The organism is Microbacterium songi (genome assembly GCF_042747925.1).
Lineage (GTDB): Bacteria > Actinomycetota > Actinomycetes > Actinomycetales > Microbacteriaceae > Microbacterium.
Window position 1 is genome coordinate 19,803 of record NZ_JBHZIE010000011.1, and the last position, 18,084, is coordinate 37,886.

The 18,084-nt window shown below is 69.6% G+C and carries 16 protein-coding genes; 13 read left to right on the forward strand and 3 right to left on the reverse strand.

What is annotated here, in order from left to right; genetic code table 11:
- The first annotated feature begins 13 nt into the window (after nt 1–13).
- From ACFM35_RS13995 to ACFM35_RS14005, 3 genes are read left to right on the forward strand one after another with little or no spacing between them, the layout of a single operon-like run.
- Nucleotides 14–430: a C-glycoside deglycosidase beta subunit domain-containing protein gene (locus ACFM35_RS13995; protein WP_378843092.1), complete on the forward strand. Its 417-nt coding sequence runs from the start codon at nt 14–16 to the stop codon at nt 428–430.
- Nucleotides 427–1,620 (forward strand): Gfo/Idh/MocA family protein, encoded by a 1,194-nt coding sequence (locus ACFM35_RS14000; protein WP_378843094.1) that lies wholly within the window; start codon nt 427–429, stop codon nt 1,618–1,620. Before ACFM35_RS13995 ends, ACFM35_RS14000 begins: the two co-directional genes overlap by 4 nt.
- Before the next feature lie 11 nt (nt 1,621–1,631).
- On the forward strand, nt 1,632–2,633 hold the full coding sequence (locus ACFM35_RS14005) for a sugar phosphate isomerase/epimerase family protein (RefSeq protein WP_378843096.1): 1,002 nt from the start codon (nt 1,632–1,634) through the stop codon (nt 2,631–2,633).
- Between the two features lie 6 nt (nt 2,634–2,639).
- Here ACFM35_RS14005 and ACFM35_RS14010 read toward each other — a convergent pair whose 3' ends face one another.
- From ACFM35_RS14010 to ACFM35_RS14020, 3 genes are all read right to left on the reverse strand, one after another.
- Nucleotides 2,640–3,509: a ThuA domain-containing protein gene (locus ACFM35_RS14010; RefSeq protein WP_378843098.1), complete on the reverse strand. Its 870-nt coding sequence runs from the start codon at nt 3,507–3,509 to the stop codon at nt 2,640–2,642.
- Nucleotides 3,510–3,534: 25 nt separating this feature from the next.
- On the reverse strand, nt 3,535–5,004 hold the full coding sequence (locus ACFM35_RS14015) for an apurinic/apyrimidinic endonuclease family protein (protein WP_378843100.1): 1,470 nt from the start codon (nt 5,002–5,004) through the stop codon (nt 3,535–3,537).
- Between the two features lie 98 nt (nt 5,005–5,102).
- Nucleotides 5,103–6,371 carry an ROK family protein gene (locus tag ACFM35_RS14020; RefSeq protein WP_378843102.1) on the reverse strand — a complete coding sequence of 423 codons (1,269 nt, stop codon included), beginning with the start codon at nt 6,369–6,371 and terminating at the stop codon, nt 5,103–5,105.
- 112 nt (nt 6,372–6,483) lie between these two features.
- Here ACFM35_RS14020 and ACFM35_RS14025 point away from each other — a divergent pair, with 112 nt between their 5' ends.
- The 10 genes from ACFM35_RS14025 (at nt 6,484) to ACFM35_RS14070 (ending at nt 18,061) form a co-directional block, all read left to right on the forward strand.
- On the forward strand, nt 6,484–7,530 hold the full coding sequence (locus tag ACFM35_RS14025; protein WP_378843104.1) for a Gfo/Idh/MocA family protein: 1,047 nt from the start codon (nt 6,484–6,486) through the stop codon (nt 7,528–7,530).
- Nucleotides 7,527–8,345, forward strand: coding sequence for a hypothetical protein (locus ACFM35_RS14030; protein WP_378843106.1), 819 nt, complete (start codon nt 7,527–7,529; stop codon nt 8,343–8,345). The genes ACFM35_RS14025 and ACFM35_RS14030 overlap by 4 nt, the downstream gene beginning before the upstream one ends.
- Nucleotides 8,346–8,445: 100 nt before the next feature.
- On the forward strand, nt 8,446–9,459 hold the full coding sequence (locus tag ACFM35_RS14035; RefSeq protein WP_378843108.1) for a VOC family protein: 1,014 nt from the start codon (nt 8,446–8,448) through the stop codon (nt 9,457–9,459).
- A 90-nt stretch (nt 9,460–9,549) separates the two neighbouring features.
- Nucleotides 9,550–10,518, forward strand: coding sequence for a fumarylacetoacetate hydrolase family protein (locus ACFM35_RS14040; RefSeq protein ID WP_378843110.1), 969 nt, complete (start codon nt 9,550–9,552; stop codon nt 10,516–10,518).
- Nucleotides 10,515–11,507 carry a cyclase family protein gene (locus tag ACFM35_RS14045; protein ID WP_378843112.1) on the forward strand — a complete coding sequence of 331 codons (993 nt, stop codon included), beginning with the start codon at nt 10,515–10,517 and terminating at the stop codon, nt 11,505–11,507. The genes ACFM35_RS14040 and ACFM35_RS14045 overlap by 4 nt, the downstream gene beginning before the upstream one ends.
- 31 nt (nt 11,508–11,538) lie before the next feature.
- Entirely contained in the window at nt 11,539–12,675 is a 1,137-nt protein-coding gene (locus ACFM35_RS14050) for an FAD-dependent monooxygenase (RefSeq protein ID WP_378843114.1), read from the forward strand.
- Nucleotides 12,672–13,700 (forward strand): amidohydrolase family protein, encoded by a 1,029-nt coding sequence (locus tag ACFM35_RS14055; RefSeq protein WP_378843116.1) that lies wholly within the window; start codon nt 12,672–12,674, stop codon nt 13,698–13,700. The genes ACFM35_RS14050 and ACFM35_RS14055 overlap by 4 nt, the downstream gene beginning before the upstream one ends.
- Entirely contained in the window at nt 13,697–14,671 is a 975-nt protein-coding gene (locus tag ACFM35_RS14060; protein ID WP_378843118.1) for a fumarylacetoacetate hydrolase family protein, read from the forward strand. The genes ACFM35_RS14055 and ACFM35_RS14060 overlap by 4 nt, the downstream gene beginning before the upstream one ends.
- A 155-nt stretch (nt 14,672–14,826) precedes the next feature.
- Nucleotides 14,827–16,326, forward strand: coding sequence for an MFS transporter (locus ACFM35_RS14065; RefSeq protein ID WP_378843120.1), 1,500 nt, complete (start codon nt 14,827–14,829; stop codon nt 16,324–16,326).
- A 139-nt stretch (nt 16,327–16,465) separates the two neighbouring features.
- Nucleotides 16,466–18,061 (forward strand): GMC oxidoreductase, encoded by a 1,596-nt coding sequence (locus tag ACFM35_RS14070; RefSeq protein WP_378843122.1) that lies wholly within the window; start codon nt 16,466–16,468, stop codon nt 18,059–18,061.
- The last annotated feature ends 23 nt before the right edge of the window (nt 18,062–18,084 follow it).

The following is an 18,084-nucleotide window of genomic DNA, read 5'->3' on the forward strand; positions in this document are numbered from 1 at the left end:
CAAGGAGCCCGCAATGGCCACACACAATTCACTCTTCGCCGAGAAGGACGTCCGCCGGACGGATGACGGACTCGCCGTCTCCCTGCAGATCCCCTGGTACCGCAGCCTCTGGTTGTCCGCGGTCGACGGGGTCGCGGCATCCGTCAACGGCATCCCGGTGCCGGAGGAGAACCTCCGCTTCGTGCTCGAGGGCCACTCGTACGAGATCAGCGAGCTCCCCGAGCAGTCCGACACGCTCTGGTTCGTCGCGGAACGTCCCGATGTTGTGATCTCCCTCGAGAATCCACCGGCGCCCGGGGAGAAGTTCACCGTCGAGGTGGTGCTGACGATGCGGCTGCTCTACATGCAGATCATGCCCGGCACCGATGGCGGACCCGGGCGATATGTGACGAACCGCGTTCCCGTCGAGCGCGAAGTCGTCCTGGCATGACGCAGGACCGCCGCCCGCTGCGGGTGGCCATGATCGGCTACGGATTCATGGGTGCCACCCACTCCGTGGGGTGGCGTCAGGCGCCGCGGATGTTCGTGCTGCCCGCCGAGGTCGAGATGGCGGTCGTGGTCGGGCGCAACGCCGATGCGGTGGCGGATGCCGCAGCCACGTGGGGCTGGGCGGAATCGTCAACCGACTGGCGTGAAGTGATCGCGCGCGACGACATCGACGTCGTCGACATCGTGACGCCCGGCGATTCGCACGCCGAGATCGCGATCGCGGCGCTCGCCGCCGGCAAGCACGTCCTGTGCGAGAAGCCCCTGGCGAACACGGTCGCCGAGGCGGAGGCCATGGCGGACGCCGCCGCGAGGGCGGAGGCGAAGGGTATGCGGTCGATGGTGGGCTTCACCTACCGCCGCGTTCCCGCCGTGACACTTTTGCGCGACCTGATCGCCGAGGGCGTCGTCGGCACCGTCCAGCAGGTGCGCGCGGCGTACCGGCAGGACTGGCTGGTCGACCCCGGCATGCCGCTCGCCTGGCGCCTGCAGAAGGAGCACGCGGGTTCAGGCGCCCTGGGCGACATCGGCGCGCACATCATCGACATGACCCAGTTCGTCACGGGCCAGAAGGTCGAGGCCGTCACCGGCGTGCTCGACACGATCGTGACGCAGCGTCCGCTGCAGGGGGCGGGATCCGGTCTCTCCGGCACTGCTGGGGAGGGTGTCGGCGACGTGACGGTCGACGATGTGGCGATCTTCACCGGTCGCCTGGCGGGCGGTGCGCTGGCCTCGTTCGAGGCGACACGATTCGCGACCGGCAGGAAGAACGCTCTCACCATCGAGGTCTCGGGCTCCGCGGGTGCACTGGCGTTCGACCTCGAAGACCTCAACAGTCTGCAGTTCTACGACCGGACGACGCCCGAGGACCGGCAGGGCTTCACGAAGATCCTCGTCACGGAGCCCGTGCACCCGTACGTCTCGGCATGGTGGCCGGCGGGTCACATGCTCGGGTACGAGCACGGGTTCACGCACCAGGTCGTCGACCTGGTGACCGCGGTCGTCGACGGGACGTCGCCACATCCTTCCTTCGAAGATGGCCTGTCGGTGCAGCGTGTGCTGGCCGCGGTGGAAGAGTCGTCCGAGAATGATTCCACGTGGGTGCGCACCGAAGCCCCCGCGAAAGTCCGTTAGGAGAAACGACCATGGCGCGTCCGATCACTCTGTTCACCGGTCAATGGGCCGACCTCCCGTTCGAAGAAGTCGCACGGCTCGCCGGCGAGTGGGGCTACGACGGTCTCGAGATCGCCTGCTGGGGCGACCACATCGACGTCTCCCGCTGGGATGACGCCGACTATGTTCAGAGCAGGCTCGACATCCTCGAGCGCAACGGGCTGAAGGTCTATGCGATCTCGAACCACCTCACGGGGCAGGCGGTCTGTGACGACCCGATCGACGAGCGTCACCGCGACATCCTGTCCGACCGTGTGTGGGGCGACGGCGACCCCGAAGGTGTGCGTCAGCGCGCTGCGCAGGACCTCAAGGACACGGCCCGTTTCGCGGCGAAGCTCGGAGTCACCACCGTGAACGGTTTCAGCGGGTCATCGATCTGGAAGGCCGTCGCGATGTTCCCGCCGGCGTCCGACGAGTTCATCGCCCGTGGCTACCAGGACTTCGCCGATCGCTTCAACCCGATCCTCGACGTCTTCGAAGAGGTCGGCGTGCGCTTCGCGCTCGAGGTGCACCCCAGCGAGATCGCCTACGACTACTGGACGGCGAAGGACACGCTCGCCGCGATCGGGCACCGCAAGAGCTTCGGATTCAACTTCGACCCGTCGCACTTCGTATGGCAGCAGCTCGACTACGTCGCATTCGTGCTGGACTTCGCCGACCACATCTTCCACGTGCACGTGAAGGAATCGATCACCAACCTCGACGGACGCAACGGCGTCCTGGGATCGCATCGACCGTGGGCGGACCCGCGCCGCGGGTGGACGTTCGTCTCGACCGGGCACGGTGCGGTCCGCTGGGAACCGCTGTTCCGTGCGCTCAATTCGATCGGCTACGAGGGTCCCACCAGCGTCGAATGGGAAGACGCGGGCATGGATCGCCTCGTGGGCGCACCGGAGGCGCTCGCCTTCGTACGCCGCCTGAACGAGATCACGCCGCCGGCGGCAGCATTCGACGCGGCGTTCAGCAGCAAGTGAGGCGTCTCAGCCCTCGTGGTTGTAATACGGCCACGGGAGGAAGCGACGCTCGCCGCGGCGGTCGGGACCCCCGAGCGAGACCTCCCCGGTCGCAGCCCACTCGACACCGCGGGGGAACATCCGGATGAACTCGATGCGGCGGAACGTGTCGATGTCATGACCGATCGTGATGGTGAACGACCTGCCGGCCCCGTACTCGTTGACCCAGGCGATCGGCTGGTCGGTGTTCACGCCGGGCATCGCCGCCTTGCCCTCGTCGGGGATCATCACCGGGTAGTGCGACATCGGCCACACGGGTGCCGTCTCGTAGGACTCGAGATCGTCGAACGTCGTCAGCAGCACCTGTGCACCGGGGTACAGCTCGACGCCGACCAGGATGTCGTCGCCCGTCACCGTCCACGGCTTGGCGATGCCGTCGGTGATCGGATGGCCGGGCGCCGCGATGCTCAGCAGCGCTTCACCCCACGGCCGGGGACGCAGTCCCGTGGGCACGCTCAGCTTCGCGCCACGCATGATGTTGTACTCCTCGGGGTAGCCCCAGTCGTCCTCCTGAACGGCCGACCCGTGGAACCAGACGATGCCCTTGCCCTCGTCGTGCACGAAGCGCAGCAGCGCGGCGTCGGTCTCGGCTCCGAACCCGGTGCCCTTCTCGTGGTAGCCGTCGCGGCCTTCGAAGACCACGACGATCGCGTCGTACTTGTCGATGATGGCGGCGGTGAGTCCGCGGGGATCCTCGGTGACGCGCACGCGGAACCGCCCGGTGTCTTCCAGAAGCGTTGTGAGCCACTGGTTGTGCTGGCGGAAGCTGCGGTGCTCGTTGTCGTGCTCCCGGGTCATGTGGCCCGAGAGGATGAGCACGTTCAGGACGTCGGTCATGGTCTTCCTGTCTGTGTGAGGGGGGTCATGCGAGAGGGCGTGAGCCCGCGGCGAGTGCTCCGCGAGCGAGGGCGAGATGTGCCCGCGTCATCTCCGAGGGGTCGGCATCGAGCCATTCGTGGCCGCCCCACTCGCTCGTGAGGGTTCCGGCGAACGCGGTCGGAGCGAGCAGCGCGCCCAGATCGCGGATGGGCTCGGAAACGCGGCCGTCCGCGTCGTCGAGATCCCAGAACTTCAGATGGAATGCCCCCACGAGCGGCAGGATGCTGCGCAGCACCGTGGCGTCCGAGCGTCCGAACCGCACCAGCATGTCCATGTAGAGCGTGTGGATCTGCGGAGGAACGCCGCCGGAGCGGAGGAGGTCGACGATCGCTTCGACCGTCGCGGGGTCGCGCCACTCGTTCCGCAGCCGGGTGATCAGCTCGAGGGCCACGCCACCACGCTGCAACTGCTCCAGGTAGCTCTCGGGCACGGACGGCATGAGCATGCTGACGTCGACGAGGAGCCGGATGTGCGGGTCGTCGATGAGTCCGATCGTGTCGATGGCCACGCCCGCGGACGCGCTCCCCGGCGTCTGCTGACCCTGGATCTCCTCGAAGAGCACCAGGTCGAGATCGTGCAGCAGGGGCCGCACCTTCCGCAGGAGAGGTTCGCCGGCCTGCCCGATCGGCAGTCTCACTCCGAGGGCCCCCATGCGTCTGGCGTCCTTCAGCTGCGGAACGAGGAACGCCAGCCGCTCCTCCTCATCGCGCCTCCGGCTACCGGGCAGCCAGTCGTCCAGGCTCGCCCCGACGATGCTCACCCGCCCGCCGAGGGCTTCGAGGGTTTCGCGCAGCGCCTCCACCTCGGCAGCGTCGGGCTCGGGGAACGACCGCCACAGCTGGCCCGGTTCGACCTCGATGGCCTCGGCGATGCCGTCCGCGATGATCCCCGCCGCGATGTCCGTGGCGGCGCGTTCGGCGAGGATCACCTCGGGCGTCCAGTTGAAGGCGCTCGCCGTCAAGGACCACGCAGCGGGCAGGTCCGGAGGCGTCGTGTCGTCTCGCGCAGACCCCCGCGGAGCGAGCACCGGCGCGCCGGTGTGCGGGTCGATGACGGGGGAGAGCGGCGCAGCGGGCGCAGCATCCGTCACCAGCGTCCGCTCGATGCGGAAGGGCAGTGTCAGCGGGCCGTCCGGGCGGATCTGAAGGTAGGGAATGACGAGGTCGAACGACACGATGACCCGGTGCGCGCCCGCGCCGACGCCCCGGTCGCCGCGCACGATCAGGCGATCCTGCAGGAACCACCATGCGGCCTCGTCAGCGAGAGCGGATGCCTCGACCTGCCGCCCGTTGACGTCCACCTGCAGCGGCGTCACGGTATCGCCGTCGATCTCGACATGGAGGCCCGCCAGTGATGCGATCGGGAGGGAGCGGATCCACGGGAGACCCAGACGCAGTGCGAATCCGTCGGCTGTCGCCGCGAGCGCGTCGTCGCGCAACGCCGTCAGTGTCATGGCACATCCTCGTGTCTCGATCATCGGTCGATTCCGGCTTACGAGGAGAACCTACACGCTTAAGTAGGAAACAGGAAGAAGTATCCGTCGTACGGACGCTACGGCGCCGTCACACCGGCCTCCATGAGCCGGGGATGCCCCTCGGCGAACCACCTCGGGAAGGTCGCCTCGAACAGCTGCTCGCGGGCGAGCTCGGCTCCGCCGCGCAGCGGCTCGCGAGGATCGTCGACGGACTGCACGATGCGGAGATCACGGGTGGCGAGCGGGAGCGAGAGCTCGTAGACGCGCTGACGCACCTCGGCGAGGAACACTTCACCGGCGGAGACGACGGCGCCGCCGAGGACGATGACGCCGGGGTTGAACATGTTGACCAACGCCGAGATCGCCTCACCGACGAGTCGTGCCGATCGCTGGATGAGGGTGATGGCCAGCGCATCGCCGTCCTCCGCGGAGCGCGCGATGCTCTCGGGGGTGGGTGCGATGCCCTCAGCGGCTTCGGCGGCCAGATAGCCCTGTGCGCCCTCGGCGATCGCGGCTTCCGCATCGCGTACCAGCGCCCACCCGCCGGCGACTGCTTCGAGGCATCCGGTCTTGCCGCAGCGGCACTGCGCGGTGGAATCGCCGACGCGAACGTGCCCGATGTCTCCGGCCGACCCGTTGGCTCCACGGTGGATGCGACCCTGCGAGAGCAGGCCGGCACCGATCCCCGACCCGATCTTGCAGTAGATGAGATCCGTGTGGGCGTCAGCGCGACGAGCACGTTCCCCGAGAGCGAGGAGGTTCACGTCGTTGTCGACCCAGACCGGCGCCTGGAACCGCTGTTCGAAGCGCCGACGGACGTCGAAGCCGTTCCATCCCGGCATGATCGGCGGCGCGACGGGTCGACCCGAGGCGAAGTCGACGGGGCCGGGCACGCCGACGACGATCGCCCAGATGGGCACGTCTTCTCGGCGCCCGAGGACCTCGTCGATCATCTCCATGACGGCGTCGATGGTCTCCGCGGGTCCGCGCGAGATCTCCCACGCGCGATGGGTCTGATCGAGGATGTCGCCCTCGAGGGCCGCGACACCCACATGGATGTGCAGCGCGCCCAGCGCGCACACGATGATGTGCCCGCGCTCCGACCGGAAGCGGAGTGTGCGCGGGGCCCGGCCGCCGGATGAGGGGCCGTAGTCGGCGTCATCGAGGTACCCCATCGCGATCGCCTGGTCGACGCGCTGGGTCACGACGCCGCGCCCGAGTCCGGTGACCCGGCCGATCTCGGGCCGCGTCACCGCTTCGCCGGTACGCACCATGTTCACGATGCGCAGGAGACTCGTGACCTCGTCGGTCTGCGCGCCGAAGCGGAGCGTTGATTCGGTTGCCATGCTTGATTTTGACACAAGGTGCCGCACGAACGATGAATTCATCGCGGAGTATCGCCCTACCGTCACTCACTTCAGTATGCTTTCGACGTAAGTGACACGAGGGAGTGATCGGATGCCACGAGGCGTAGGCGTCATCGGCGCAGGACCGGGGGTGTCCGCTCTGCACCTGCCCACCCTCGCGCGGCTCCCCGATCACTTCCGCGTGGTGCACGTCTCGGACGGTGGCAGCGGGCGGGCGGCCGACCTCGCGGCGCGGACGGCGGCGCGGTCCTCGTCGCACACCGCCGAGCTGCTGGCAGACCCCGAGGTCGAGGTCGTCGCCCTTTGCAGCCCTCCGGCCGGGCACGCGGAAATCCTTCGAGCGGCGGTGGCCGCCGGCAAGCGCGCGATCCTCTGCGAGAAGCCGATTGCCACCACCCGCCCTGACGCCGACGCCGTGATCGAGGCCTGCCGCGCCGCCGGCACGACCCTCGTGGTCGGCACCAATCACCTCTACGACGCCGCGTGGGGCCGTGCGAAGCACTACCTGACCGCGATGGGCGGGCGGGTGCGCACCGTATCGGTGACGGTCTCCCTCCCGCCGAATGGTCGCTACCACGAACTGGTGACGGATGCGGCGACGACGGGCGCCGCCCGGCCGCCGGGGCCGGGACCCGACTTCGGCACCCCCGAGGTCGCGGCATCCGTCGTGCGTCAGCTGCTGACCGGACTCGCGATCCACGACATCCCGCTCTTGCGCGACGTGGCCCCGAGATTCGACCGTGTCGAGTTCGCCCGCGCCATCCCGCCGATCGGATACCTCGTCGGCTACAGCGCGGGCGACGTGCTCGTGCGCCTCGCCGCGGTCATGCACGGCGGGGGAGCCGACACCCTGTGGCGCCTCTCGATCTCGACGGACAACGACCGGGTCGACGTCGACTTCCCCCCGCCTTTCGTGCATGCCGGCAGCGCCTCGGTGCGCGTCCGCGCCGACGAAGGACGATGGACCACCCACGCGGGCGAGGCATCGGATGGTTACGAGGACGAGTGGCGATCACTGGCCGCGATCCTCGACGACGGCGTACCCACGGAGTACGACGAGCTGCTCGCCGATGCGCACTATGCGATCGACATCGCGGATGCCGCGGCGGCACTGATCCGGACGGGGGAGGGGTCGTGAACCCGGGACGCACTCCGGCCGCCGTCCGCACCGACCGAGGCGACTACCGCGCTGCGCTGGCAGAGCTCACGAACGCCGCTGTCCGCACGGATTCCCCGTCGGGGGCGATCGTGGTGGTCGACGGGACGGGGCGATGGATCGAACGCGCGCTCAGTGCGGCGACGTCCGGCGCGGCCGCGCTGGTCATCGCGGAGCCCGCTCCCGTGCCGGCCGCGGCGCTCGACGATCTCCGAGCGCAGGTCGGTGGGCTCCCGGTGATCGTGAGCCGCAGCGCCCTCCGCGTCGATGTCATCGAGGACGCCCTGCGCGGCCGCAGCGACGCCGGCGCGCTCGACATCCTCCTCGTCGATGCGATGTGCACGGTGACCACGCGGCCCGACGTCGTGCGCGACGCGATCGGATGGATGCGCGCCGTCGGCGGAGGCGGCGTCCGGATGCTCTCTTCGGCCGTCCAGCGCGGCAGCGTGCTCGCCCATCTCGAATCGGTCCCTCCGTCGGGCCGGGCCCTCCCGTGCAGTCTCTCGCTCGCCGTGGCGACCGGCGGCTGGCGGGGATCGCTCCTGCGGGTGTCGGGGCTCGGGGCGGTGCGCACGGAGGTGCTCATCGATTCCGAGGCGCGCATCCGCACGGTCGACACGCTCGACGAGCGCGGCTCGCTGCGCGCACCCGACAGGTTCGAGGAGACGGCGCGCGGGGCACTGCGGCGGGCGCTGGATGTGCTCGCCGGCGACAGCTCCGCCACTGATCTGGCCGACCTCGCAGCGGACGCCCGCGTTGCGGACGCTGTTCTGCAGGCAGTGCCTGCGCATAAATGAACCCGATGACGGGGATAGGCGATATGCCGTTGCCTGATATGTCGATGGCAGGCGAAAGTGGTCTTGGGACCACCCGCACGCTCCACCGAAAGGATCGAAGATGATCAAACTGCTCTCCCACTTGTCCTACGTTGCCATCACGTCTCCCGACGTCGAGGCATCCGTGAAGTTCTATGAGGACAAGGTCGGCCTCACCGTCGTCGATCGCGTCGACGGGGCCGTCTACCTGCGCTGCTGGGGCGACTACTACGCGTATTCGCTGGTCGTCCTGCCCGGAGACGAGCCGACGCTCGCCACCATGGCGTGGCGCACCTCCAGCGCCGAGGCGCTCGAGGCCGCGGCGAAGGCCGTGCAGGACGCGGGCATCGAGGGCGAGTGGCTCGACGATGTGCCGCATATCGGCCGCGCCTACCGCTTCATCGGCCCGTGGGGCCACAGCATGACGCTGCACTGGGACGTCACCCGCCATCAGGCCGCCGGACACGTCGCGTCGATCTATCCCGATCGCCCCGAGAAGCGCAGCACGGTCGCCGGAGCTCCGCGCCAGCTCGACCACGTCACGATCGCCACCAGCGATGTCGACGCGTTCGCCGCCTGGTACAACGAGGTGCTCGGCTTCCGCATCATGGCCAAGACGGTGCTCGACGAGGCGCCCATCTCGGTGTTCTCCGTCCTCACCACGAACGAGAAGTCGCACGACCTCGGTGTCGTGCTCGACGGCTCGACCCGCGCCGGGCGCGTGAACCATTACGCCTTCTGGGTCGACACCCGCGAAGAGCTGCTGATCGCGGCCGACGTGCTCATGGAGCAGGGCTACCCGATCGAGTACGGCCCGTCGATCCACGGCATCGGCGAGCAGACGTTCCTCTACTACCGCGAGCCCTCGAGCATGCGCATCGAGCTGAACACCGGCGGGTACCGCAACTACGTGCCTGACTGGGAACCCAACACCTGGAAGCCGTCGCTCGGCTCGAGCAACTTCTACCGCAACGGCGCCATGCCGATGTCGATGACGGAGTCGTTCCCTGCGGCCGACGGCCCGAGCGCGACCGAAGAGGGTGTTCCCGACGAGATCAAGGAAGCGCTCTTCAACCCCTACACCAAGCACGGATAGGGCTGACAGCCTTACGGGGGTCGCCTACGCGGCCCCCGGACGAGGCATCCTGAATCCACCACCGCAATGACGCGAGGAGATCGCACCCCCATGACTTCGACCGGACTCACCGCCCCCTTCGCGCTCGCCCGATTCCGGGAGGGCGCCGACGTGCGCCTCGGCCTGGTCGCCGGCGACCGCATCCGCCCGCTCGGTGCCGACGACCTCGGCGCCGCGGACCTCAACGCATTCCTCGCCGCACCCGACTGGGATCGTCTGGGCGAGCTCGCGGACGCCGGCGGCGACGAATGGATGCCGCTGGCCGACGTCGTGCTGACGGCTCCGGTGCAGCCGCGGCAGGTGCTCCAGGCGGGCGCGAACTACCGCACCCACGTCATCGACCTCGTCGTGGCCGGCCGGCAGAAGACCGATCCCCGCCCCGTCGAGGAGCTGCGCGAGTGGGCGGGCAAGATGATGGACGAGCGCCAGGCGAACGGCGAGCCGTACTTCTTCATCGGGCTGCCGGCGGCCGTCGTCGGCGATGACGTCGAACTCGTGCTGCCGTCGTACAGCGACCAGCACGATTGGGAGCTCGAGCTGGCCGTGGTGATCGGTCGCGAAGCCTTCCAGGTCGGTCGCGACGAGGCCATGGACCACGTGGCGGGGTACACGATCGTGAACGACATCACGACGCGCGACCTCGTCTTCCGTCAGGACATGAAGGAGATCGGCACCGACTGGTACCGGGGCAAGAACGCGCCGGGCTTCCTCCCCACCGGGCCCTTCCTCGTGCCGGCATCGTTCGTCGACCCGCATCGACTCGAGGTGCGCCTCGAGCTCGGCGACCAGGTCATGCAGGACGCCTCGACGGACGACCTGCTGTTCGACATCCCCGCACTGGTCTCCACGGCGTCCCAGAACATGCCCCTCCTGCCCGGGGACCTGCTCCTCACCGGCAGCCCCGCCGGGAACGGTGCCCATTGGGGCCGGCTTCTGCGCGACGGCGACGTCATGACGGGAACGATCGAGGGACTCGGCACCCAGGTGGTGCGCTGCGTCGCGCCGGAGGCCGTGCGTTGAGCGGGCCCTCGGAGAACCCGGCCGACCTCGACCGGGCGAACCCCGAAGCGGAGATCGGCGCCCGCGCGGAGGCGTTCCGCAACTGGGGCCGCTGGGGTGAGGACGACGTGCTGGGCACGCTCAACTTCATCGATGCGGCCAAACGTGTCGAAGCGGCGTCCCTCGTCCATGACGGCACGGTCATCTCGCTCGCCCAGGCGTTCGACACCGACGGGCCCCAGAAGGGCTGGCGTCGACGCACGAACCCCGTGCACACCATGACCGACACCGGCGTCGACGCCGAGCGGGGCAACCAGGGCTTCCCCCACGGGATCGGCGGCGCCGATGACGTCATCGCCATGCCGCTCCAGTGCTCCACGCAGTGGGACGGCCTGGGCCACATCTTCGACCACGGCTTCGCCTGGAACGGCAGACGCGCCGGAGACGTCGTGACGAGCGAGGGCGATCTCGTGACGGGCATCGAGCACGCGGCATCCGTCGTCGTCTCCCGCGGAGTGCTGCTCGACATCGGCCGCCACCGGCAGCCCGACACCGGCGAGCTCGCCGACGGCTACGCGATCACGACGGCCGATCTCGAGTCCTGCGCCGCGGCGCAGGACGTCACGGTCGGTCGGGGCGACATCGTGCTGGTGCGCACGGGACAGTACGCCCGCACACGCCGCAACGGGTGGGGCGACTACGCCGGCGGGCCCGCCCCCGGCCTCTCGCTCACCACGGCGGCGTGGCTGCATCGCACCGAGATCGCCGCGATCGCCACCGACACCTGGGGCTTCGAGGTGCGGCCGAACGAATTCGATGCGGCCGCCTTCCAGCCGCTGCATCAGGTCGTCATCCCCAACATGGGCCTCACGATCGGTGAGATGTGGAACCTGGACGCACTCGCCGAGGCGTGTGCGACCCGCGGACGCTGGGACTTCCTGCTCTCGGCTCCGCCGCTTCCGATCACCGGAGCCGTCGGCTCGCCCATCAACCCCGTCGCGATCTTCTGACGCGCATCCCCTGGAACAGAGAGGTTCTGACATGACCGCAGTGAACAAGGTCGCCATCGCCGGCAGCGGGGTCGCGGGTCTCGCGTCCGCCATCCAGCTCGCCAAGGCGGGCGTCGCCGTCGACGTCTTCGAGCTCAAGCCCGCGCTGAGCACGCGTGGCTCCGGCATCTCGCTGCAGGGCAACGCGCTGCGGGTGTTCGACGCGCTCGGCGCGTGGGACGACATCCGCGCCGCCGGCTACCCGTTCGAGGGACTGAACCTGCGCGCACCGGGGCCCGATGCGCCGATCGTCGCCGAGCTGCCCGACGTCAAGACCGGCGGTCCGGACTACCCCGCCGCGATGGGGATGCCGCGTGTCGAACTCGCCACCATCCTGCTGGAGCATGCCCGCGCGGCGGGAGCCCGCGTGCATTTCGACTCGAAGGTGACGAGCATCGATGCCCGCGCGGACGACGGCGTCGAGGTCTTCGTGAACGGTGACAGCGCAGGTGTGTACGACCTGCTGATCGGCGCGGACGGCCTCAACTCGGGTGTGCGCGACCTCATCGGCATCGACACCAAGCCCGAGCGGAACGGCATGGGCATCTGGCGCACGTTCGTCTCCCGCCCCGCCGATGTCGTGCGCAGCGAGCTCTACTACGGCGGTCCCGTCTACATCGCCGGCTACACGCCGACCGGTGAGGACTCGATGTACGCGTTCCTCGTCGAGAAGGCCGAGGACCGCATCGGCATCAGCGACGAAGAGGCCACCCGCATCATGCTCGACGAGTCGCGCGCGTACGGCGGACCGTGGAACGACATCCGCGCCGACCTCGAAGCGGGCGCGCACGCGAACTACACGTGGTTCACGAAGCACGTCGTTCCGGCGCCCTGGAACCGCGGCCGGGTCGTCATCATCGGCGACGCCGCGCACTCCTGCCCTCCGACGATCGCCCAGGGCGCCGCCCAGGGGCTGGAGGACGCTTTCGTGCTGACCGAGCTCCTCACCACGCGCGACCACGTCGATGAGAGTCTGTGGGAGGAGTTCCACGCGCGTCGGCTGCCCCGAGCGCAGGCGGTGGTCGAGGCATCCAGCCAGCTGGCGCAGTGGCAGATCGACGGCAACCGCGAGGCCGACGCCGGCGGGCTCATCTTCGGCATCGCACAGAAGATGGCGCAGCCGGCATGAGTGGGAACGACGAGCGGATGCCGGTGACCGACGTCCACGCCCATCTGCTGCTGCCCGCGATGCACGCCGAGGTCGAGCGCCGCGCGCCCGAGCTCGTCGCCGAGGCCGCCGACCTGGAGCGACGCCGCAACGGCGTTCCGAGCCTCCAGGCCTCGGGGGCGATGGTCGGTGCCCGCATCCCGAAGCTCACCGACGTCTCGGTGCGCCTGGCCGCGATGGACGCGCAGGGTGTGGATCGCCAGTGGGTCAGCGTCTCGCCCAACCACTTCTACCCGTGGGCGCCGGAGGGACTCGCCGTCTGGGTCGCCGGCGAGACGAACCGCCTCGTCGCCGAGCACGTCGCGCAGGCTTCTGATCGTCTGACCGGGCTCGGAGTCGTTCCGCTGCAGCATCCGGAGCGCATCGTCGAGTACCTCGACGACGCCGTCCTCGGTCGCGGACTCGCCGGCGTCGAGATCTCCTCCTTCGCCGGGGACGTCGAGCTGTCCGATCCCCGCCTCGAACCCTTCTGGGCGCGCGCGGCGGAATTGGGCTGCGTCGTGTTCCTGCACCCGTTCGGGTGCAGCCTCGACGAGCGGCTCGACCGGTTCTACCTCTCGAACACGGTGGGTCAGCCCGCGGAGAACGCCGTCGCGCTGTCGCACGTGATCTTCGCCGGTGTCCTGGACCGGCATCCGGGGCTGAAGCTGCTCGCCGCGCACGGTGGGGGCTACCTGCCGTTCGCGATCGGGCGCTCCGACCGCGCGTGGCGCGTGCGCCCCGAGGCGCACGGATGCGCCCACGAGCCGTCGAGCTATCTGCGCAAGCTGTGGTTCGACACGGTCGTGCACGACGAGGCGGCGGTGCGCCACCTCGTCGCGGTGGCAGGGCCGGAGCGGGTGCTGCTGGGCAGCGACTTCCCGTTCGACATGGGGCTGGACGATCCGGTCGGCGAGATCCGCGCGGCCGGTCTCTCCGAAGACATCACCGACCTCATCCTCGGCGGCAACGCCGCGGAGCTGCTGCGCACCCGGGTGCGCACGTGAGGATCGCGCGGTGGGCGGACGGCGCCGACGTCGGTGAAGGCTTCGTCGTCGACGATCTCGTCGTGCCGTTCCCCGACGGGCTGACGGTCGCGCAGGTTCTGCATCAGGGACTGGATGCCGCGCACGCCCTCTATGCCCGGACGGACGGCGACACGGGTGTCGCCCTGTCCGACGTGCGCCTCCTGACGCCCGTCGTGCCGGCATCGGTGCGCGACTTCGTGGCTTTCGAGGAGCACGTCGAGGGTGTTTCGGCGGGAGTGGAGGGCAAGAGCGAGGTGGTGCCGGAGTGGTACCAGGCTCCGACGTTCTACTTCACGAATCCGCACACGATCCTCGGTCCCGGTGATCCGGTCGCGCCCCCCGAGACCGCTCGGCTCGACTTCGAACTCGAGGTCGCCGTGGTCATCGGAGCGGTGGCGGGATCGGACGGAACGAACCTCCCGGCCGATGCCGCGGCATCCCACATCTTCGGCTACACCGTGATGAACGACTGGTCGGCCCGCGACCTGCAGGCGCGCGAGATGAAGGTGCGGTTGGGGCCGGCGAAGGGCAAGGACTTCGGCATGTCGTTGGGACCGTGGATCGTCACCGCCGACGAGCTCGAGCCCTTCCTCGATGACGACGGGTTCCTGGCCGTGCGCGCCGAGGTCTTCGTGAACGGTGAGCTGATCGGGCACGACCTGGTCTCGAACATGGGCTGGCCCTTCGGCGAGCTCGTCGCCTACGCGTCCCGCAATTCCCGGGTCGTGCCGGGCGACGTCCTCGGATCGGGCACAGTCGGCAACGGCGGATGCCTCGGCGAGCTGTGGGGCCGCAACGGCGGACTGACCCCGCCGCCGCTGGCTGAGGGCGACGAGGTGCGCATGGTCGTCGAGGGCATCGGCGAGCTCGTGGGCAGCGTCGGTGCGATCGTGCCGGCTCCCGCCCTGCCGGCGGCGCGCACGCGGTCCCGGGCGCGCGCCCGGTCCTGACCGGGTCGGGCCGTCGCACTTATGTTGCTTTGATACTAAAGACGGACTAGAATAGACCTGACGCCGGGATCCCCGGATCCGTTCCTGCGCGTGATGTTGCGCACAGGGCACACACCGTCGCGTCGACGGCCCGATCTTTCGGGTGGACCGCCACCATGCCGCTCACTCCCTGGAGACTCCGTCTCCTCATCATCTCGCTGCTGACCGTCTCCTTCCTCGGGGCCCTCGACCACACGATCGTGGCCACATCGCTGGCGACCATCACGGGAGAGCTCGGCGCCGTCGAGCAGATGAGCTGGGTCATCGTGTCGTACACGCTCGCCAGCACCGTGCTGCTGCCCGTGCTGGGAAAACTCGCCGATCTCATCGGAGCGCGCTTCGTGTTCCTCGCGAGCATGGTGCTGTTCATCGTCGCCTCGCTCTTCTGCGGGCTGGCACAGGACATCGGGCAGCTCGCGATCGCCCGTGTTGCGCAGGGCATGGCGTCGGCGGGCCTCCACCTCATGCCGCAGACGATCGTCGGCGAGGTCACCTCACCCCGCGAACGTCCCCGGGTGCTCTCGCTCATCGGCGCGGCGTTCCCCATCGCGATCCTCGTCGGCCCGCTGGCCGGTGGACTCATCACCGACGCCTGGGGATGGCGGTGGGTGTTCTGGATCAACATCCCCGTGGGCCTCGTGGCACTCGCGCTCGCCGCGATCGCGGTACCGCACATCGCCGGGCGGGCCGCACGACGGTTCGACATCGCCGGTGCGGTGGTGCTGGGCATCACGGTCACGGCCCTCGTCCTGGCCGCGAGCTGGGCCAGCACGCACGAACCGGGAAGCGGTATCCCGCTCCTCATCGCGGCGCTCGTGGCCGTCGTCGGACTCGTGTCGTTCGTGGTGATCGAGCTGCGCGCCCCCGAACCCCTCGTGCCGCTGCGCCTGCTCGGCAACCGCACGATCCTCATCAGCATCGTGCTCTCGGCGGTCATCGGCATGGGCCTCTTCTCGGTCGTGTCCTACGTGCCGACCTACATCCAGATGGCCTACCGCACATCGGCGACCGTCTCGGGGCTCGTGCCCATCGCGACCGTGTTCGGGATGCTGGTCAGCACGCTGGTCACCGGATCCCTCGCGAGCCGCACCGGGCGGTACCGCGTCTTCCCGATCTTCGGCACCGCGACCGCCGCCGTCGGACTGCTGGTGATGGCGCTGCTGCCGGCGGGGATGCCCCTCTGGGTGCCGATGCTGGCGATGGGCCTGGTCGGGATCGGCACCGGCTCTTTCATGAACATCATCGTCGCGATCGCGCAGAGCGCCGCGACCCGGGCCGACACCGGCAGCGTCACCGCCACGGTGAGCCTCGTCCGTCAGGTCGGGTCGACCACGGCCACGGCGATCGTGGGCGGACTGATCGGCGCGGGGGTCGCGGCGGGACTGCCGTCGACGCTGGATGCCGCCACTCTGACGCCGCAGATCGTGCACGGCGCGTCCGCCGCCGTTCAGGCCCAGGTCGCGGCGCTCTACTCCGGCATCATGGCGCCGATCTTCGTCGGGCTGGCGATCGTCTACGCGATCGGGATCGTGGCGGCGATCCTGCTGCCGAACGGACGCCTGTCGGACGAGCGCGCGACGGCCACCGCGGCCGTCAGCGAGGCGGCGACGGCATGAGCGCGGGCTCAGGGCGCAGCATCCGTCCGTTGTCCGTCCCCCGATCCCGGCGCCGCGACCGTCACGCCCGCATCTATGCCCGTCCGACCCGCACCTGCACTCGCACCTGCACTCGCACTCGCACTCGAAGGAGAGTCTCATGACCACCGAATCCTCCGCCCACGCCGGCCCCACGATCGCGGTCGTCGGCAGCGGGCCGATCGGCGCGACGTATGCGCGCACGCTGCTCGAGGAGCTCCCCGACGCCCGGGTGATCATGTTCGAGGCAGGTCCGCAGATCACGGAGCGGCCGGGACAGAGCGTCCGCAACATCGAAGACCCCGATGAGAAGGCCCGCGCGCGGGAGATGTCGCAGGGTCCGCAGGCCGGCGACCTGCGCGAGTCGCTCGGCATCCCGTCGGCGACGGTCGTGGAAGGCATGTTCACCGCCCGGCAGGGCACGCATCTGTTCGACTTCGGCGGCGAAGGGTCCGCGCACGCGCCGACGTTCGCCGCGGCCGCCGGCGCCACCAACGTCGGGGGGCAGGGGTCGCATTGGACGGCCGCGACGCCGTCGCCCTCGTTCAGCGAGCGGCTGCCCTTCATCGGCGACGCCGAGTGGGACGAGCTCCTGGCCACGGCGAAGGGTCTGCTGCACGTGCAGGACGCGGCCTTCGCGGACTCCGCCGTCGGCGGCGCGATCCGGTCGCTGCTGGCGGAGAAGTTCGCCGGTCAGCTCCCGGACGGCTACGGCGTCAGCACGCTGCCCGTCTCGGGGGAGCCGCAGCCGGACGGCTCGATGCGCTGGGGCGGCACCGACTTCGTGCTCGGCCCGCTCATCGCCGACGGCGATCCGCTGGCGGAGCGGTTCGAGCTCCGCGACCTGTCACTCGTGCGTCGAGTGGAGCGCGACGGCGATCGGGTGACCGGCGTCACGGTCGAAGACCTGCGCACGCGCCGGACGTCCTTCGTGGAGGCCGACCTCGTGGTGGTCGCCGCGGACGCGTTCCGGTCTCCGCAACTGCTGTGGGCGTCGGGCATCCGTCCCGCGGCGCTCGGCCGTTACCTCACGGAGCATCCGGTCGTCATCACGACGGTCGCCCTCGAGGCCGACAAGATGAGCCGCTTCGCCACCGAGGAGCAGCTGGACGCCGAACTCGCCCAGCGCGCGAAGCACGCCGCCGATCCGGTTGCCGCGGTCAACCGCATCCCGTTCTCCGAGCCCGGCCACCCGTTCTCGCTGCAGGTGATGTATTCCGAGAGCACGCCGTTCCCGCTGCCCGAAGACAGCCCGTTCCTCGGAAACCGGTGGGGATTCGTCAACATGGGCAACGGGCTGCGCAAGCGCCCGCGCGTCGAGGACGGCTTGACGTTCACCGACGACGAGCTGGACTACCGGGGCTTCCCGAACTTCACGGTCGATTACGAGCTGACCGATGCCGAGCTCGGCGAGATCGAGGCGGCCACCGCCGATCTGCGCCAGGTCGGCGAGGCGCTGGGAGTGTTCGTCGCCGAACCGCGGCTCATGCCGAACGGATCGAGCCTGCACTACATGGGCACGACCCGCATCGGCGAGACCGACGACGGCACCTCGGTCGCCGACCCCTGGTCGCGCGTGTGGGGAGTCGATGGGCTGCTCATCGGCGGCAACGGGACCATCCCGACGGCGAACACGATGAACCCGACGCTCACGAGCGTGGCGATCGCGGTACGCGGCGCCCGCAAGGCGGCCGAGAGGCTCCGCGCGGAGCGCTGATCGCGGGAGGTTCGGGGGTCCGG

Bases quoted from the DNA above. Each gene is read 5' to 3' on its own strand.
- ACFM35_RS14000 (WP_378843094.1), top strand. From the start codon at position 427: ATGACGCAGGACCGCCGCCCGCTGCGGGTGGCCATGATCGGCTACGGA.
- ACFM35_RS14005 (WP_378843096.1), top strand. From the start codon at position 1,632: ATGGCGCGTCCGATCACTCTGTTCACCGGTCAATGGGCCGACCTCCCG.
- ACFM35_RS14065 (WP_378843120.1), top strand. From the start codon at position 14,827: ATGCCGCTCACTCCCTGGAGACTCCGTCTCCTCATCATCTCGCTGCTG.
- ACFM35_RS14040 (WP_378843110.1), top strand. From the start codon at position 9,550: ATGACTTCGACCGGACTCACCGCCCCCTTCGCGCTCGCCCGATTCCGG.
- ACFM35_RS14025 (WP_378843104.1), top strand. From the start codon at position 6,484: ATGCCACGAGGCGTAGGCGTCATCGGCGCAGGACCGGGGGTGTCCGCT.
- ACFM35_RS14050 (WP_378843114.1), top strand. From the start codon at position 11,539: ATGACCGCAGTGAACAAGGTCGCCATCGCCGGCAGCGGGGTCGCGGGT.
- ACFM35_RS13995 (WP_378843092.1), top strand. From the start codon at position 14: ATGGCCACACACAATTCACTCTTCGCCGAGAAGGACGTCCGCCGGACG.
- ACFM35_RS14035 (WP_378843108.1), top strand. From the start codon at position 8,446: ATGATCAAACTGCTCTCCCACTTGTCCTACGTTGCCATCACGTCTCCC.
- ACFM35_RS14015 (WP_378843100.1), bottom strand. From the start codon at position 5,004: ATGACACTGACGGCGTTGCGCGACGACGCGCTCGCGGCGACAGCCGAC.
- ACFM35_RS14020 (WP_378843102.1), bottom strand. From the start codon at position 6,371: ATGGCAACCGAATCAACGCTCCGCTTCGGCGCGCAGACCGACGAGGTC.
- ACFM35_RS14010 (WP_378843098.1), bottom strand. From the start codon at position 3,509: ATGACCGACGTCCTGAACGTGCTCATCCTCTCGGGCCACATGACCCGG.
- ACFM35_RS14070 (WP_378843122.1), top strand. From the start codon at position 16,466: ATGACCACCGAATCCTCCGCCCACGCCGGCCCCACGATCGCGGTCGTC.
- ACFM35_RS14055 (WP_378843116.1), top strand. From the start codon at position 12,672: ATGAGTGGGAACGACGAGCGGATGCCGGTGACCGACGTCCACGCCCAT.